The organism is Propioniciclava sp. LT432 (genome assembly GCF_059515965.1).
Genome location: NZ_JCAKNE010000023.1, coordinates 64370 through 80579, shown reverse-complemented (window position 1 = coordinate 80579; position 16210 = coordinate 64370). Strand labels below are relative to the sequence as shown.

The 16210-nt window shown below is 69.7% G+C and carries 15 protein-coding genes and 1 tRNA gene; 15 read left to right on the top strand and 1 reads right to left on the bottom strand.

All coding sequences use genetic code 11. The features are described from left to right. Nucleotides 1–19 precede the first annotated feature (19 nt). From AC5YDV_RS13950 to AC5YDV_RS13900, 11 genes are all read left to right on the top strand, one after another. Nucleotides 20–1417 (top strand): hypothetical protein, encoded by a 1398-nt coding sequence (locus AC5YDV_RS13950; RefSeq protein ID WP_496192509.1) that lies wholly within the window; start codon nt 20–22, stop codon nt 1415–1417. Then, complete coding sequence (locus tag AC5YDV_RS13945) at nt 1407–2939, top strand: replication initiator (protein ID WP_496183936.1); 1533 nt, start codon at nt 1407–1409, stop codon at nt 2937–2939. The genes AC5YDV_RS13950 and AC5YDV_RS13945 overlap by 11 nt, the downstream gene beginning before the upstream one ends. A 326-nt stretch (nt 2940–3265) precedes the next feature. Beyond that, on the top strand, nt 3266–3496 hold the full coding sequence (locus AC5YDV_RS13940) for a hypothetical protein (protein WP_496183935.1): 231 nt from the start codon (nt 3266–3268) through the stop codon (nt 3494–3496). An 18-nt stretch (nt 3497–3514) separates the two neighbouring features. Beyond that, nucleotides 3515–4024, top strand: coding sequence for a hypothetical protein (locus AC5YDV_RS13935; protein WP_496183934.1), 510 nt, complete (start codon nt 3515–3517; stop codon nt 4022–4024). Continuing rightward, nucleotides 4021–6771, top strand: a complete 2751-nt coding sequence (locus tag AC5YDV_RS13930) for an ATP-binding protein (protein WP_496183933.1) — start codon at nt 4021–4023, stop codon at nt 6769–6771. The genes AC5YDV_RS13935 and AC5YDV_RS13930 overlap by 4 nt, the downstream gene beginning before the upstream one ends. Continuing rightward, a complete protein-coding gene (locus tag AC5YDV_RS13925; RefSeq protein ID WP_496183932.1) occupies nt 6768–8612 on the top strand; it encodes a hypothetical protein in 1845 nt (614 codons plus the stop codon). Before AC5YDV_RS13930 ends, AC5YDV_RS13925 begins: the two co-directional genes overlap by 4 nt. Continuing rightward, nucleotides 8605–9105: a hypothetical protein gene (locus tag AC5YDV_RS13920; protein WP_496183931.1), complete on the top strand. Its 501-nt coding sequence runs from the start codon at nt 8605–8607 to the stop codon at nt 9103–9105. Before AC5YDV_RS13925 ends, AC5YDV_RS13920 begins: the two co-directional genes overlap by 8 nt. Continuing rightward, nucleotides 9093–10310: a VldE C-terminal domain-containing protein gene (locus tag AC5YDV_RS13915; RefSeq protein WP_496183930.1), complete on the top strand. Its 1218-nt coding sequence runs from the start codon at nt 9093–9095 to the stop codon at nt 10308–10310. The genes AC5YDV_RS13920 and AC5YDV_RS13915 overlap by 13 nt, the downstream gene beginning before the upstream one ends. Next, complete coding sequence (locus tag AC5YDV_RS13910) at nt 10307–10684, top strand: hypothetical protein (RefSeq protein ID WP_496183929.1); 378 nt, start codon at nt 10307–10309, stop codon at nt 10682–10684. Before AC5YDV_RS13915 ends, AC5YDV_RS13910 begins: the two co-directional genes overlap by 4 nt. Before the next feature lie 228 nt (nt 10685–10912). After that, nucleotides 10913–11095, top strand: a complete 183-nt coding sequence (locus AC5YDV_RS13905; RefSeq protein ID WP_496183947.1) for an excisionase family DNA-binding protein — start codon at nt 10913–10915, stop codon at nt 11093–11095. A gap of 2 nt (nt 11096–11097) precedes the next feature. Further along, the gene (locus AC5YDV_RS13900) at nt 11098–12279 is read left to right on the top strand and encodes a tyrosine-type recombinase/integrase (RefSeq protein WP_496183928.1); all 1182 of its coding nucleotides are present in this window, start codon (nt 11098–11100) and stop codon (nt 12277–12279) included. Nucleotides 12280–12294: 15 nt separating this feature from the next. Here the strand turns inward: AC5YDV_RS13900 and AC5YDV_RS13895 are convergent. Continuing rightward, nucleotides 12295–12368, bottom strand: a tRNA-Gly gene (locus tag AC5YDV_RS13895). 137 nt (nt 12369–12505) lie between these two features. Between AC5YDV_RS13895 and AC5YDV_RS13890 the strand changes: the two genes are divergently transcribed. The 4 genes from AC5YDV_RS13890 to ppgK all read left to right on the top strand — a co-directional run bounded on the left by AC5YDV_RS13890 (nt 12506) and on the right by ppgK (nt 16205). Next, on the top strand, nt 12506–13126 hold the full coding sequence (locus tag AC5YDV_RS13890) for a DUF1707 SHOCT-like domain-containing protein (RefSeq protein WP_496183927.1): 621 nt from the start codon (nt 12506–12508) through the stop codon (nt 13124–13126). 69 nt (nt 13127–13195) lie between these two features. Then, nucleotides 13196–13777, top strand: coding sequence for a PH domain-containing protein (locus AC5YDV_RS13885; RefSeq protein WP_496183926.1), 582 nt, complete (start codon nt 13196–13198; stop codon nt 13775–13777). Beyond that, nucleotides 13774–15300, top strand: a complete 1527-nt coding sequence (locus AC5YDV_RS13880; protein WP_496183925.1) for a PH domain-containing protein — start codon at nt 13774–13776, stop codon at nt 15298–15300. The genes AC5YDV_RS13885 and AC5YDV_RS13880 overlap by 4 nt, the downstream gene beginning before the upstream one ends. Beyond that, nucleotides 15222–16205 carry a polyphosphate--glucose phosphotransferase gene (gene ppgK, locus AC5YDV_RS13875; protein ID WP_496183924.1) on the top strand — a complete coding sequence of 328 codons (984 nt, stop codon included), beginning with the start codon at nt 15222–15224 and terminating at the stop codon, nt 16203–16205. Before AC5YDV_RS13880 ends, ppgK begins: the two co-directional genes overlap by 79 nt. Nucleotides 16206–16210 lie beyond the last annotated feature (5 nt).

Below are 16210 nucleotides of genomic sequence, written 5' to 3'. Positions count from 1 at the left end.
GGGACCTTGGGGTTGGACCGTGGTGGGTGTGCGGGAGGCCAGCTGGTGGCTTCGCGCCCTGGTCGGTGCGCCCGTCAGGTTCCCCCGGATCTCGCTGCCGACCGGCCTCGTGCTCCTGGCCGCCACCCTGGCCGGCTACACGCGGGAGTCGCTGTTCGGGCTGATGGTCCTTCTCGGCGTCGGGATCGTCTTCGCTGGGTGGCGTCGGTATGCGCCGGGGAGTTTCGCGCGGCTGGTGCGGGATCCGTGGTGGCGCCGTCGGGTATCCCGCTGGCTGCGCCGCTCGTGGCCGGAGCTGATGGCCGGCTGTGGCCTGGCCCGCGGCCCGCACGCCCACCAGGAGGTTCCCGAGCTGCGCCGCGCCTGGTGGCAGGACGGCGAGCTGCACGCCGTACCGATGCTGCTGGTCGGACAGACCGTCGACGAATTCGCCACCGCGCAGGAGCGCCTGCGCGTTGCCCTGGAGGCTGCCCGGGTTCGGGTGATCGCCACCAAGCAGGCCACCGGCTGTGAGGTCGTCTGGTCCTTCACCGACACCCTCGCCACGGCCTTCGAGCAAACCCCACCGCCGACCCGCCCCTCGACTCTGGAGCCCCTCGACCTCGACCGGGTTGCCCTCGGACGGGCCGAGGACGGCAGCACCTGGTGGCTGAACGTCCGGGTCTCCACCCTGGTAGGCGGTTCCACCGGTGCCGGGAAGGGGTCGGTGATGTGGGGCCTCCTGGTCGGACTCGCCCCGGCGATTCACGCCGGCACTGTCCGGGTGCATGGCGTCGACTTGAAGGGCGGCATGGAGCTCGCCCTCGGCGGTCCCCTGTTCACCTCCTGGGCCACCACGCCGGCCGACGCCGTCGCCCTGCTGGAGGACGCTGTGGTCGACTGCCAGACCCGCGCGCGCTCACTGGCTGGCCGCGCCCGCACGCACACTCCGACGAGCGCCGAACCCCTGGTGTTGATCGTGATCGACGAACTGGCCTCCCTCTTGGCGTATCTGCCCGAACGTGACCTGCTGCGCCGCGCCGAACAAGCCCTCGGCGTGTTGTTGTCGACGGGTCGGGCGCCCGGCTTCTACGTGTTCGCGTTCCTGCAGGACCCCCGCAAGGAAGTGGTCCGGATGCGCTCGTTGTTCACCCAGGCCATCGCGCTGCGGCTGCGCGACAAGGAGGAGGTGGCCATGCTGCTTGGCGATGGTGCGGTCACTGCGGGCGCACTTTGCCACAAGATCCCCGCCACCCAGCCTGGCGTCGGCTTCGTGGTGGCCGAGGACGGTCGCCCGCAGCGGGTCCGCGCCGGCTACGTGCCCGATGAGCTGATCCGCCAGGTCGCCCGCCAGTTCCCCGCCCCCGGCACCCCCACCGGCTTTCCGGCCCTCGAGTCCGCTGGTGATGTGCGGGAGGTGACATCCGATGTCAGTTGAGGCGAGGGCAACAGTCCAGGCGGCGGTCAATCCCGCGATGGCCCGCGAACTCGCGGTCGCTGAGGGCGTCTGCGTACGCCCGCAACTCCGCTCGGTGCGGGATCGGCACACCGGCGTCGAGGAGATCGTCGCGATCCCCTGCGGCTCCACCCGGGAATCCCGCTGCCCGGCGTGCGCGAAGAAGGCCCAACGCCTTCGGATGCAGCAGTGCGCCGAAGGCTGGCACCGCACCGACGAACCCGAACCCCTCGACCCACCCGCCCAGGACGACGTCCAGGACGTCCCGCCAGCCGAGGACGCAGATCTTCCCGCACGTCGGGTGCGGTCGACGCGCCGGCGGGAGGATGTCCCGGAGCTGCCTCGGGTGCCGATGGCGGACCGGACGGTCGGGGTAACCTTCTGTGGTCCGGATGGGCGGGTGTATCGGCCCTCGATGTTTGTGACGTTGACCTTGCCGTCGTACGGGAAGGTCCACCACGGCATCCCAACCGATCCGGACGGCTACCGCTACCGCCGGGCCGCGCTAGATGCGGTGTTGTTCCCCCGGCTGGTGGACCAGTTCTTCAAGAACCTGCGCCGCTGCGCTGGCTTCGACGTGCAGTACTTCTCGGTGGTCGAACCCCAGAAACGCGGCGCCCCCCACCTGCACGCCGCCCTCCGCGGGGCGATCCCGCGGGCGATCCTCCGCCAGGTCGTGGCCGCCACCTACGTCCAGGTCTGGTGGCCGCCCTTCCACACGCCCGTCTACGACGAGAACGCACGGCCGCCGGTGTGGGATGGCAGCGACTACGTCGACCCGACCACCGGCATCGTGCTGCCGTCCTGGCGGCAGGCCCTCGACCGCCTCGGCAACGATCCGGACGCCCGCCCGGCGCACGTGCTCCGGTTCGGGAAGCAGCTCGACATCCGCGGCATCATCGCCCCCTCGCCGGACGCTGATCGGGCGATCCGGTACCTGGTGAAGTACCTGACCAAGAGCGTCACCGAACCCTTCACCAACCCCGACTGCGTGGACTACGCCTACGAGGCGCATGTGGACCGGCTGCATGAGGAGTTGCGGTTCCTGCCGTGCTCGGAGCAGTGCGCGAACTGGCTGCGCTACGGCATCCAACCCAAGGACGCCGGCCCCGGCCTGGTGCCGGGACGGTGTTGGAAGAAGGCCCACGAACGCGAATGCCTCGGGTTGGGCGGCCGACGCGTGTTGGTGTCCCGGAAGTGGTCGGGCAAGACCCTCTCAAGGCATCGCGCCGACCGTGCCCTGGTCGTCCGCCAAGTGTTGGAGGAGGCCGGCCTCACCCCACCGGAGATCGACCGGCTCGCCGCCGACGTCCGCACCGAGGAAGGCCAAACCCGGTTCGAGTGGACCAAACTCGAGCACCGCCCCGCCGCCTACGTCGGAGTGATCCTGCGCAGTGTGGCGGAGCGGCGGCAGTGGCGCGCCGACTACGAACACGCCAAGACCCTCGCTGAAGCGAAGCGTGCCTCGCCGGTGGAGGGGGGTGTGACCGCGATGCCGCCCTGAGTCGTCGGTTCGCCCGCGCTGACCGGACTTTGGCCTGGTTCCCGTTAACTGCCGTCTTGTGTGGGTGGGGGCTCCTGTCAAGGGTGAGCGCAGCGAATCCGTCAGGACACACCGTGCCCTTGACAGGGGCTCCCACCCACGAACCCTCCCGATGACGGGAACCAGGCCCCACCCCGACCCGACCACCCCGCTCTTCACCCCAAGGACACCCGCTTGAGGGAGTGTTCCCACCCCTCCGTCCCACCCCGCTCCTGTTGCTTGTCGCCCGCGGTGTCTGCCGTCGGGTGATCGCAGCATCCCCACCCCTTCTGATTGGAGAACCCCTCATGTTTACCGAAGACAACCTGCAGCGACTGATGGTCGTGCTGATGGGCCTGGTCGTGTGCTTCGCGGCCATCTCGATCGTGTCCCGCTCCAAGCGGGCCGACTACGCCGAGACGGCGCGGATTACCGTGAACACGTTCATCGGGATCGCCCTGTTCGCGATCGGTGCCGGGGGGATCGCGTTTGCCACGTTCGGCAAGCAGATCCTCGCCTTCCTCGGCTTCAACCTCTGACACCGGGAGGACCTGGTCATGCCGCTGTTGCATACCGATGACGGCCCGCGCCGGTTGCGGGCGGTGTGGCTGGGCCCCACCGGCGCCACCTTGCCGTTCGAGTGGACCTACGTGCAGTGGGTCGTCACCCTCGCCGCCATGCCGGCCACCGCCGGCCTGTTGTGGCTGCTGGGGACAGCCGTTCACCAACTGATTCCGGTGTTCGACACGTTCCTGGTCGGGGCGGTCGCGTTCATCTGGGGCCCCGCCCTGGGCGTCTACGCGACGGTGAAGGTGATGCGGCACGTCAGCTTCGACCAACCCCTGGCCGCCCGCACCCGCCTCGTCCACAGCGAACTCCGCAGGCCACGCCGCAGCATCCGCCCCACCGAACTGCAGGTGAGTTCACCGCCGGTCACCGACCTCGCATCGCCGGCCGCCCGCAGCTTGGGCTGGCACCACCCGCACCCTTCTACTTCTGTCCGGTCGGCTGCTGGTGTCCAGCGTCGGCGGATGGTGGTCATCGAGCTTCGAGGAGCCCACTCATGACGAGCACCCTGCCGCGGCGCGCCGTGTCGCGCTGGCACACCCTCACCAACCGGTTCGCCACCTTCCGCGAACCCCGCCCCGTCAGCTTGGATCTGGCGACGGTCGCGGTCGCCGGCCCCCTGCAGTTCACCACCGGCGGGGTGTTCTGCTGGTTCGAACTCGGCCCGCAGAACTGGGACTTCAAGACCCACACCGAACGCGTCCACTTGTGGGACCAGGTCACCTACCGGCTCGGCGCGCTGACCAGCAGCCTCGGCGTCGAGGTGGAGGGCCGCCCGCTGCGGCTGCGGGTGACCACCCGGCCCTATCCGGCGTTCGAGTTCGCCCGCGCCCTGGACGAGGCCAGCCCCCACCGCCTCCCCGACGTGTCCGAGGAAACGTGGGACCGCTACCTGCAGCACGCCCAACACCGCCTGCAGTCCACCGGCCTGGACCAGAAACTCGTCGCCGTCGGCGTGTGGGTCTGCCCACCCGTCAGTAAGCAAGTGCTCACCGAGCTGGTCAGTGGCACGAAGCATCCGGACCAGGCGACGGTGAAGGTGCTCAACGAGGTCGCCGGTGTGGAGCGGATCATGCGCGGCCCGGGCTTCGACGCCCACCCGCTCAACTCGCGGGACATGGCGTTCCTGTTCCACCGGTCCTTGTCGATGGGCGTTCCCGTCCCCGCCGCCGCCGGGGTGGGCGCCTCCCGCTGGTCGCCGGACGAACTCGCCGCCGCCACCCACCGCTGCGCCTGGACCGCCGAACCCTTCGGCACCACCGTGACGGTGCACACCGAACGCCACGGCCACGCCGTCGACCGCCACGTCGCGGTCGTCTCCTTGGGGTCGATGCCGGAGCAGACCTGGCCAGAGAACGGCCGCGAACCGTGGATGCTCGCCCTCGACTCGTTGCCGTTCGGCGTCGAGTGGTCGTTGAACGGGATCCTGCTCCGACCGAGTGTCCTGGAGGGCACCCTGGCCCGGGAGCAGTTGCGTGCTGAGGCGATTCGCCGGCACTACCACGAGCACAAGCTGACCCCGCCCCCGGCGGTCGACCGGGCGATTCACGCGGCCACCGTGAATCTGGACCAGGTCACCGACGGTGACGTGCGGGCGGCCGCGAGGTTCCTGGGCACCATCCGCGTAGCGACCTTCGCCGACACGAAGGACCAGGCCATCGAGCAGGCCGCCCGGATCGTCGCCCGGTTCGGGGAACGGTTCCACATCGAAGCCGCCCACACCCTCGGCCAACCCGCCCAGCTCAAGGAGTTCGTGCCTGGTGAACCGCGGCTGAAGGAGGGGTTCCAACGCCGGCTGCCGATCAAGTACCTGGCCGCCGGCCTACCGAATGTGGGTGCTGACCTCGGCACCCCTACCGGCCCCTATCTGGGCTACGGCTCCGGGACGGCCCGGCGGGCGGTGTGCTTCGACATGCACTACGGCCCCGAAGTCCTCAACACCCCCGGCCTGTTCACCATCAGCGCCGAACCCGGCGCCGGCAAGAGCGTCCTGATCGGCACACTGGCCTACAACGCCGTCCGCGCCGGGGAACCGACCATCATCCTCGACCCGTCCGGCCCGCTGGCCGCCCTGTGTGACCTGCCCGAGCTGGCGCCGTTCGCCCGCAAACTCGACCTGACCGCCGCCACCCCCGGCACCCTGTCGCCCTACCAGCTGATCCCCGAACCGGCAGTGGACACCTTCCGTCGTGCGGATGGGACAGTGGATGCCCCCGAACTCGCGCGGGCCGTCCGCCGGGCCGAGGCCGAACGGCAACAGCTCATGTTCGACGTGCTGCGAATGTGGCTGCCCTCGAACGTGCTCAAAATGGTCGGCACCGACGTCCTCCTCCTCGAGGTCGTCCGCGGCGTCCGCCAACAACTCCTCGAACGCGGCCTTCCCGACAGCCAGGCCAACCCACGGTGGATCATCACCCAACTCCGCCAGATCGCTGCCGAAGACGCGAACGAGCGCCGTCGTGAGCTCGCCGGCCACCTCGCCGAAGAACTCGCCGCCGCCGCTGAGTTCCCGCTCGGTGAGCTGATCGTCCCCGGCCACGAGAATCCCCTCGAAGACCAGGGCGCCGCCGACGCCACCCTCGTCGTCGTCACCATGCCCGGCCTGTCCGCACCCCCCGAAGGGACCGATCGGGAGTTCTGGGGGGCGGAGGAGCGCTACACCCAACCCCTGCTGCATTTGGCGGCGTTCTTCGCCTCCAAGTTCGTGTACTCACGGCCGCGGGGGGTGCGGAAGAACATCTTCCTGGATGAGAACCACCTGATGGGCCAATGGGGCTCCGGACGAGCGTTCTTCGTCCGCCTCTCCCGCGATTCGCGCAAGTGGAACACCGCCGTCGGTGCTGCCTCCCAGCACCCCGACGACCACCTGTCCATCGGCCGGGTCGACGCCCTGATCGGATCAGCGTTCGTCGGCCGGCTCAAGAGCCCGACCGCCGCGGCGAAGGCCTGCCAACTGCTGGCCGTGTCGGAGGACTACGCGCCCGTCATCCAAGGCCTCTCACCCCGGACCGACGACACGGCCGGCCAGACCGGTGAGTTCGTGTGGCGCGACCCCAGCGGCCGGGTTGGACGGCTGCGCATCGACCTCGACTGGCACCCCTCCCTGCGGAAAGCCTTGCAGACCACCCCCGGTCGGCCGCGTCGTCACACCGTCCTTGATGCGCAGCCGGCACCGTTTATCGACCCCGACCTGTTCGACACCATCCCCCTCCTCGACGACCCCACCCAGGCTGAGGGGGCGTCATGACCAGCTGGATCCGCGGCCTCGCGACCGCCTGCCTCCTGGTCGTCCTGCTCATGGTCGGCGCTCCACCGTCGGCGTCCGCAGCACCGTTCAACCCGTGCCAGAACCCGCCCGAACCGGCGATGCCCCGCACGGGTGCGGCCGGTCTGGTGTCGAGTGAACCCGCCTCGATTCCGGACCGGGCGCCGGACCCGTTCACCGACCCGACCGTGCCCATCAGCGACGTGTACGGGTGGAGCTGGCGCTACGACACCTACGACCTCGGCTGCGGCGTCGACCTCATCAACGACGCCGGCTGGGCCGCCGGCAACCACACCGCCAACCTGATCCTCGGCATCGACGCCGCCGGCCTCGCCCTCCTCGACGCCCTCGAAAGCATGGCCGGTGGGCAGTCCCTGGACTGGCTCACCCAGATGGCCGGCACCATCGCCGGCACCCTGGCACCACTCATCAGCGGGGTGTGGCTGCCGATCACCGTCACCCTCTTGGGGGTGTGGGTCGTGTGGCAAGCCCGCCGAAGCCGCTACCACGACGCCCTCAACTCCCTCCTGATCGTCCTGGCCGCGGTCGGTGTCTCTGCGGTGGCGTTCGTCGCCCCCGACGCCCTCGCCCGAGCAGCCGACCAGTCCGTCCTGGCCGTGCAGACCGCGACCGCCGGCACGATCACCAAGTCCGGCTCCTCGACCGACCTCATCGTGCGGGAATCGTTGTATCGGAGCTGGCTGGTCGGCCAGTTCGGCAACGACGGCCCCACCGCCCAGGAGTACGGCCCGCGCCTGTTCGCCGCCACCCACTACTCGTGGTCCGACGTCAAGGCCATGCGCGCCGACCCGGAGGCGCCCACCAGGCTGCGGGACGCCAAACAGCAGGCGTTCACCGAACTCGCCGCCGAACTCGAGAAGGAAGACCCCGCCGCCTACACCGCCTTCCGAGGTCGCACCGACCGGACCGGGCCCGCGGTGCTCGCCTGGGCAGTCGGGATCGCCACCGGCCTCTATGTGTGGACGTGCCTGGCGATGATCCTGCTCTGCCGGATCCTGATGCAAGCCCTCGCCGTCACCATCCCGCTGATGGCCGTCATCGGGATCCTGCCCACCGGCTGGGGGTTCCTCCAATCCGCGTGGGACCGGTTCACCGCCGCCCTCATCGGCGTCGCGAAGTTCACCCTCGCCTCCGGGATCATGACCATCGTCCTCGGCGCCGTCATGGCAGCCCCGATCAGCACCCCCGAGAAGCTCTTGTGGATCGTGCTCTTGAGCGTTGTCGGGTTCGCCGTCACCAAACCCTTCTACACGCTCAAGACCATCACCCCCGGCCTGGACCCGAACGCCCACTACCTCGCCAAGGCCATCGGCCTGGCCGCCGGCATCAAGTGGCTCGCCACCGACACCCCCGACAACGACGCAGACGAGCCGGCCGCCGAGGAGCACCACACTCCGATGGCAGCCCCCACCCCCAGGTGGACCCAAACGCCCGGAGAGCCCACCGGCTCGGCCGTCCGCGACGGGTTGCCCACACTGGGCCGCTCCGATCAACCGGCACTGGTCGCCGCCCCGCTCGACAACGGTCGTGGCACCGACGACAGCACCGGCGCACACACCGCACCCCGACCACTAGGACCCCGCTCACCCTCAGGCTCTGGCGGTGGGAGCGCCTCTGGTGAGGTCATCTACCCGAAGGGCGTAGTGGTCCAAACCGAGGCGGTCTACACCAGTGACGGGCATTTCGCCAGGACCGAAGAGTACGTGAAGTTGCCCGAGCCGACCCTCGACGAGCACGGCCGCGTGCGCGACGACCTCACCTACCGGTCCCCCGCCTCTCGTGAGGGGGCCCGTCATGGCTAGCGACTGCGGCCCCCGGACCATGTGGATCCTCGTGGCCCTCCTTCTGGTCACCGCCATCACCACGGCCGTCTACCTCCTGGGTGGCAGCCACACAGCGACCGCGCCCAGCCCGGCCACGGCGGCCTCCACCTCGGTTCGGAGCGTCTCGACCCCGGCCGTCCGCGTTGGCACTCCGCACGGACTCCAGGAGGCGGTGCAAGAGTTCCTGACCGCCTGGTCGACCGCCGACCCCGCAGACCGGGCCGCTCGGCTTGCGTCCACCGCCACCCAGCAGCTCGCCGAGCAGCTGAGCGTGACCGACCCCGACGAGATTCCGCCCGCCTGCGCCCTCGCCGGCGCCTTGACGGTGGCCGACATCACCCCGGAGTCGGTGCTGGTCACCGTGCCCACGTCCTGTGAGGGACCCCTGTGGCTCGGACTGACCCGTGACCCCACGGCCACACATGGGTGGCGGGTCACCGCGATCGGACGGGAACGGTCATGGATCCAGTAACCCTGCGCATGGCCGCCCAGATCGTCGGCACCCTGCTCCAGTCCAAGACCCTCCGCCACGTCCTGGTGGCCTTCGTCACCGTGCTGGCGATGCTGGCCAGCCTGATCGTGCTCACCCCCATGCTCGTCGCCCAATCGATCCTCGGCGTCCGGGCCAGCCAGCCGTACACCCTGCTCCCGGGTGGATCGTGCCTGCCCAGCTGGGACGGCTCCCAACCCCTGCCGTCCATGGAGGGTCTGTCCCCCGACCAGGTGCGGCTCGCCCTCACCCTGTGGCAGATCGCCCACCGGCAGGGCATGGGCGACCAAGGTGCCGTCGTCGGCCTCGTCGTCCTCGCCCAGGAATCCGCGTGGGGCTCCGACCCGCGCATCACCCAACCCAACGGTGACGGGGACGCCGGCCCCATGCAACAACGCACCCTGCCCGGCTGGTACGGCACCCTCGCCCAGGTCAACGACCCCGAGTACGCCTTCACCGTCTTCTTCACCGGCCGCACCGTCACCGCCGCCGACGTCCAGGCCGCTCAGGCTGCTGGGGTGCGTCCCGCCGGGCCCGCCGGCTACCACATCCCCGGCCTGACCAACATCGCCGGCTGGGAGGCCATGCCTGTCACCCAAGCCGCCCAAGCCGTGCAACGCTCCGCGTTCCCCACCGCCTACGCCCGTCACGAACGCGCCGCTAGACAACTGGTGTCCATGTTCCGCAACGGCGCGATCAGCTCCGGCGGCACCCCCGACCTGATCGACGGCGGCGAATGCGGCCCTTCCATCGTCGGGGATTGCCCCGCCACCGGCTTAGCGATCGAACGCGGACTCCTGCCCGACGCGCTCCTGTTGCTCCGCTGCGCCAAGCAAGCCTGGCCCGAGATCACCACCTGGTACGGCGTCGCCCAACGCTCCGGTGTCTCCGACCACCCCCGCGGTGGCGCGATCGACATCATGATCCCCAACTGGCGCACCCCCGCCGGCAACCAGCTCGGCAAGCGGATCGCCGACTGGGTCGTCGCCAACCACCAACGCCTCGGCGTCAAGTACGTCATCTGGGACAGCAGCGTATGGAATGCTGAACGGCAATCCGGCGGGTGGCGGGCCTGTGCCACCACCTCCTGCTACAGCGGACCCAACGACACCCAGGCCCACCGCGACCACGTGCACGTGTCCGTCTACGGCACCCGGACCCTCACCACCCCGGGAGGCACCCCATGACCGAACACGACCACGACGACCACGATCCCCTCGGCCAGCTGCAGTTCGACGCCTTCGGCCGCCTCGTCGACCTCGACGAAATGGAACTCGAACGCTACCCCGCCCCGCCCCCCGTCAGGTGGGTGCCGGTCGACGACCTCGCCCACGTTCAGGGCCTGCGGGTGGCTACCAACAGCCGGCAGGGCCCTCAGTACGACATGCGCGCCGCCACGAATGTGTTCACCGATGACACGGGCAACTACGTGAGCATCGTCGAGGAGTGGCGCTGGTACTTCTGGCACCAACTCCCTGAGCACGCGCGTCCGCCCGTGGTCCCACGCGCTATCTGCCTGCCCACCCGACTGGTGTGGGCCGAGGTATACGACCAGCAGTAACCCTGGGCATCCGCGGCCATCGACGGGCCGGCGCCCTTTCACACGGAGTCTCGGGAACGGCCCGGGGACTCGGGACATCCTGAACTGCCCCGGCCGAATGCGGCCCGGTTGGCAGCGCTCCCCGCTTCTTGCGCTCGCTGCGGTCCTCCGACGGCCACGTCTGACCGCTGCGGCGTCTGACCGCACCTTGACGTGGCCACACACCCCAAGGAGTGATCATGGAAACGTCTGCTCACCGTCGCCCAGGCTGCCGAGTTCTTCGGCACGTCGGAGCGCTTCCCGCGGCGCCTCATCGCCGAGCGTCGCATCGAGTTCATCAAGGTTGGTCGCCACGTGCGGTTCCGCGAAGAGACCCTGCGGGAGTTCGTCGAGGCGAATGCCGTCGACGCCGTGGTCTACGGGAGGCGGTGACCATGTCCCGCGGCAAGCGCGCGTTCGGGTCGCTGCGAACCCTGCCATCGGGACGGGTGCAGGCGCGATACATCGCCCCCAACGGCCTGCGCCGGACAGCGCCAATGACGTTCCCGGACGAGGCGTCCGCCAACCGGTGGCTGAAGCTGTGCGAGGCTGACATGATTCGCGGGACGTGGGTGGACACCACCCTGGGCGGGGCGTCGCTCGCCGACTTCGGTAACCGGTGGATCGACGAGCGATCCGGGCTCTCCGATCGCACGCGCGTCTTGTACAAGACCTTGATGCGGCTCCACATCGAGCCGCCGCTGGGCAAGTACGAGCTGCGCCAGGTGGACGCCGGCACCGTCCGCACGTGGCGCCAGGGCCTGCTGGACGGCGGCCTCGGTGCGAGCACGGTCGCGAAGAGCTACCGGTTGTTGAGGTCGATCTTCGCCACGGCCGTCGATGACGCGATCGTAGCTCGTAACCCGTGCCGCATTCGCGGCGCTGCCATCGAGAAGCCTGCTGAACGTCCGGTGCTGACTTTGGAAGAGGTGGGCCGGCTGGCGGAGGCGATCGAGCCGCGGTATCGCCTGCTGGTCCTGCTCGCTGTGTTCGGGTCGCTGCGTTGGGGCGAGCTGCTTGGGCTGCGGAAGTCCGACTTCGACCTGGACGCCTCAACGGTCCGGATCAGTCGTGCGGTCTCCGAGATGGGTTCGAAGCTGACGATCAAGGAGCCGAAGACGGCTGCTGGCCTTCGCAGGGTGAGCCTTCCGGCCTCGTTGGCGCCGGCCATCCGTGAGCACTTCGCGACGTTCGCGGAGCCCGGTCCCGCTGGCCGGGTGTTCGTCGGTCCCCAGGGCGCCACTCCCCTGCGGGCAAACTTCGCCAGGGTCTGGAAGCAGGCCCTTCTGGGTGCCGGACTGTCGGGTTACCGCGTCCACGACCTGCGGCACACGGGCAACCATCTGGCGTCAATGACGGGGGCGAGCACACGCGAGCTGATGGGCCGGATGGGGCACGCGAACCTCCACGCGGCGCTGCTCTACCAGCACCGGACTGCGGACCGGGACCGTGCCATCGCGGAGGGAATGGACGCTCTCGTGGAGGCTCAGTTGGGCACCCATTGGGCACGTATTGGGCACGGCGGACAGGGCGAGGTTGCGGGCCACCACTCGGGACCGGACGGAAATGCACAGTGACAAGCACTGTTCGATTGGAGCGGGCGACGGGAATCGAACCCGCGTGTCCAGCTTGGGAAGCTGGCGCTCTACCATTGAGCTACGCCCGCGTGTTGCTCGCGCAACCCGGCCATCATAGCGAGCCAAGGTGCCCCTCGCACGTCGGCGCTCAGGGGGTTCCCCGGTCTCCCCCCGCACCCCTCGAAACACCGTTCGGATCCGTCGCGCGGGAGGCTAGCTTTGGGTCATGAGCAACGCGTACCCCGAGCCCCACCGTTTCCCCGGCCACATGCGCGCGGCTGACTCCGATCGAGCGATCGTCACCGACCTTCTCTCCGCGGCGTACGCCGACGGGCGGCTCACCCGCGACGAGCACGACATCCGCCTCGCCCAGGCGATGGAGGCCAAGACCTTTGACGACCTGCGCGGCCTGACGGCCGACCTGGTCCCGGGCTCCACCCCCGGACGCACGATCGGCGCCTTCTCCTCCGCGGGCGCCCCGATCGACCGCTCGATCGACACGAACGAGGCCGAGACCACGTTCGCCATCTTCGGCGGCATGGAGCGAGCCGGCGCGTGGCGCGCGCGGCGCAACATCTCGAACGTGACGCTGTTCGGCGGCTCGTCGTTCGACTTCCGCGACGCGACCTTCGCCTCGGACGTCGTCACCCTCAACGTGTTCTGCGCCTTCGGCGGCGTCGAGGTCACGGTCCCCGAGGGCGTGAACATCCGCAACGAGACCGTGGCGATCTTCGGTGGCACGGACGTGAAGAACATCCAGCCCGCACCGGGTGCTCCGACCATCGTCCTCAAGGGCCTGGTCCTGTTCGGTGGCATCGACGCCAAGGGCAAGCGCCGCCAGCGCTGAACCCCGATCGAGCGGGTTTGGACACAAGGAAGCAGAGCAGTGTCCGAGTGACCTCCTAGGGTGATACCCATGCAGTCCGAGCCAGCAGAGTCCCCGGCGCCCACGATGCCGTTCGTGCCCGACCCCCGCCTGGCGGGTCTGCCGGCGAACGGGGTCGAGCCGTTCGCTCCGCCGTCGGACTCTTGGCGCCGCGTGTCGCCCAAGCTGGCGACGGTGAAGCGGATCACCATGACCATCTGGCTGGCCCTGGTCGTCGTCCCTGTCGCGGTGTCCTTGGCCGTGATGTTTCCCGACACGGCGCCATCGTGGCTCCCCTGGGCGATCGCGGGCGTGGGCTTGATGGCTTGGTTGTGGCTGTACCTCCGCGCGGGCCGCTACGTCAGGTCCTTGGGCTGGGCCCGCCGCGACAAGGATCTCTGCGTCGTGGGCGGCGTCATGTTCCGCCATCTCGAGGTGGTGCCCTTCGGGCGCATGCAGGTCGCCAAGGTGAGCTCAGGACCCCTCCAACGCGCCTTCGGCCTGTCCACCGTCGAGCTCGTCACGGCCAGCGCGGCCGGCAACGCGACGATCCCCGGGCTTCCGGCCGACGAGGCGACGGCGCTTCGCGACCTCATCATCGAGATGAGTGACGCCGAGGGGTCCGGCCTGTGAGCGAGCCCGAGCCCACGGCGTCCGGCCCCGTCATCGAGGAACGCCTGCACCCGCTCAGCCCGCTGGTGAGCCTCTGGCTCGGCGTGGTGGCCCTGGGTTGGTTCGCCATCAGCTCGTTCCTGCAGGGCGACCCTATCTGGCAGGACATCGACAAGTTCAGCGACTGGCTGACCGACGTGCCGTGGTGGGTCTTCTTCGTCGCCGCCGCCCTCGTCATCGGCCTCGGCTTCGGCTACTGGTCCTGGTGGACGACGAAGTTCGTCATCGACGACCGCGAGTTCCGCCTCGAGAACACGGGTGCGTTCCAGGAGAGCCGGCGCATTGCGTTCAGCCGCATCCAGTCCGTCGACGTCACCCAGCCGTTCGCCGCCCGTCTCCTGGGCCTGGCCCAGGTGCAGATCGACGTGGGCGCCGAGGGCGGGGCGACCCTGAAGTATTTGACACGCAGGCGCTCGGTCGAGATCCGTGACCACCTGATGGTCCGGGCCCACGGACGCACTGCGTCGACGGCTGAGCCGGGACGCACGGCGTCCGCCTGGGACGACACGGGCGAGGGCGACCAGATCCTGGTGCGCCTCAGCCCGGGCGAGATCATCCTGAGCGCCTTCGCGACGATGGACACGCCGCTGATCGTGCTCGGGTTCCTCGTCCCGATCGCGCTGGCCGCCCTCTTCGACTGGAACGCGCTCGCCTGGGGCGGCGGCCTGGCCGGCATGGGGCTGGCCCTGCTCGGCTACCTGTCGAAGCGCTTGTTCGGGCAGTTCAACTACACTCTCGCGCGCACCCCGGCCGGCCTCCGCATCACCCGCGGCCTCCTCACGCTGCGTTCCCAGACCATCCCGGTGCACCGCGTGCAGGCGGTCACGACGATGCAGCCGATCATCTGGCGCCTCCTCAACCGGGCTCGCCTCGACATCACGGTCCTGGGTGCCGAGGGCGACGAGGAGGACCCGACGGCGTCCACGATCTACCTGCCGTTCGGAACGCCCGCCCAGGTGCAGGTGGCGCTGGCCGCCCTGTGGCCGGGCCTGGAACTGGAGAAGCTCCGCTTCACCCGCACGCCGGACCGCGCCCGCTGGCTCGACCCGCTGCAGTGGGAGTGGCAGGGCTTCGCGGTGGACGACCAGGTTCTCGTCGGGCGCTCCGGCTGGATCAACCGCCGCCAGTTCATCATCCCCCACGCCCGGCTCCAGGCCGTGACGATCAGCCAGGGCCCCCTCCAACGCAGGCTGGGCCTGGCCGGAGTTCAGGCGGTGACGACCCACGCGCTCGGCGCCACCCACATCCGCCACCTCGACGGAGCGCAGGCGCGCTGGCTCGCCTTCACCGAGATGGACCTCGCCCGGGCCTCCCGCATGGGTGAACTCATCAGCCCGCCCGGCCTGCGCGAGGCGTCCGTCTCGGCGGACCGCGCGGGGGTGGTGCTGACCGCGGCATCCGATCTGTGGACGCCGTCCACCGCCCCGCTGCCCGCCTCCCTCCCGGCGCCCCTCGCGGGGTCGCAGGAGGCGCTCCCCCAGTGACCCTCCGTGCCACTAGTGTTTCCCCCATGGAGACGCGGTACGCACTCGGCATCGACATCGGCGGTTCCGGCATCAAGGGAGCCATTGTCGACCTCAAGAAGGGTGAGTTCGCGGTCGACCGCCTGCGCATCGTCACCCCGCAGCCGGCCACCCCGGAGGCCGTCGCGGCCGTGGTCAAGCAGATCGCCGACCACTTCGCCGACAAGCTGGGCGATGGACCGGTCGGCATCACGATCCCCGCGGTCGTCACCCACGGCATCACGCGATCGGCGGCGAACATCGATCCGACCTGGGTGGACGCCCCCGCCGAGCGCATCTTCGAGGAGACGCTCGGGCGTCCGATCACGCTCGTCAACGACGCGGACGCCGCGGGCATCGCCGAGGTGCTCTGGGGCGCGGCGAAGGACCACCCGGGACTCGTCATCGTCACCACGCTCGGGACGGGCATCGGCACGGCCGTGATCCACAAGGGCGTGCTCATCCCCAACCAAGAGCTCGGCCACATCGAGATGTTCGGCAAGGACGCCGAGCCGCAGGCCGCGGCGTCCGTCAAGGACCGCGAGGGCCTCAGCTACGAGGAGTGGGCGACCCAGCGCCTGCAGCCCTACTACGAGCGCCTCGAGTTCTACACGTGGCCCGACCTCATCGTGGTGGGGGGAGGAGTCTCGAAGGAATCCGACCAGTTCCTGCACCTGCTGAAGCTGAAGACCCCCATCGTTCCGGCCAAGCTCCGCAATGCCGCCGGCATCGTGGGAGCCGCCTGGCTCGCGGTCGACCGCCTCAGCCACCCCGATGAACTCCGGGGGCTGACGCCCGAGGACATGGAGGGCAAGGCCCCCGAGAAGCTCAAGCGCGAGGCGAAGAAGAGCCGGGCCAAGAAGGACGACAAGAGGTCCAAGAAGTAGTTCGG

Bases quoted from the DNA above. Each gene is read 5' to 3' on its own strand.
- AC5YDV_RS13930 (WP_496183933.1), top strand. From the start codon at position 4,021: ATGACGAGCACCCTGCCGCGGCGCGCCGTGTCGCGCTGGCACACCCTC.
- AC5YDV_RS13915 (WP_496183930.1), top strand. From the start codon at position 9,093: ATGGATCCAGTAACCCTGCGCATGGCCGCCCAGATCGTCGGCACCCTG.
- AC5YDV_RS13900 (WP_496183928.1), top strand. From the start codon at position 11,098: ATGTCCCGCGGCAAGCGCGCGTTCGGGTCGCTGCGAACCCTGCCATCG.
- AC5YDV_RS13890 (WP_496183927.1), top strand. From the start codon at position 12,506: ATGAGCAACGCGTACCCCGAGCCCCACCGTTTCCCCGGCCACATGCGC.
- AC5YDV_RS13925 (WP_496183932.1), top strand. From the start codon at position 6,768: ATGACCAGCTGGATCCGCGGCCTCGCGACCGCCTGCCTCCTGGTCGTC.
- AC5YDV_RS13945 (WP_496183936.1), top strand. From the start codon at position 1,407: ATGTCAGTTGAGGCGAGGGCAACAGTCCAGGCGGCGGTCAATCCCGCG.
- AC5YDV_RS13885 (WP_496183926.1), top strand. From the start codon at position 13,196: ATGCAGTCCGAGCCAGCAGAGTCCCCGGCGCCCACGATGCCGTTCGTG.
- AC5YDV_RS13910 (WP_496183929.1), top strand. From the start codon at position 10,307: ATGACCGAACACGACCACGACGACCACGATCCCCTCGGCCAGCTGCAG.
- AC5YDV_RS13940 (WP_496183935.1), top strand. From the start codon at position 3,266: ATGTTTACCGAAGACAACCTGCAGCGACTGATGGTCGTGCTGATGGGC.
- AC5YDV_RS13920 (WP_496183931.1), top strand. From the start codon at position 8,605: ATGGCTAGCGACTGCGGCCCCCGGACCATGTGGATCCTCGTGGCCCTC.
- AC5YDV_RS13935 (WP_496183934.1), top strand. From the start codon at position 3,515: ATGCCGCTGTTGCATACCGATGACGGCCCGCGCCGGTTGCGGGCGGTG.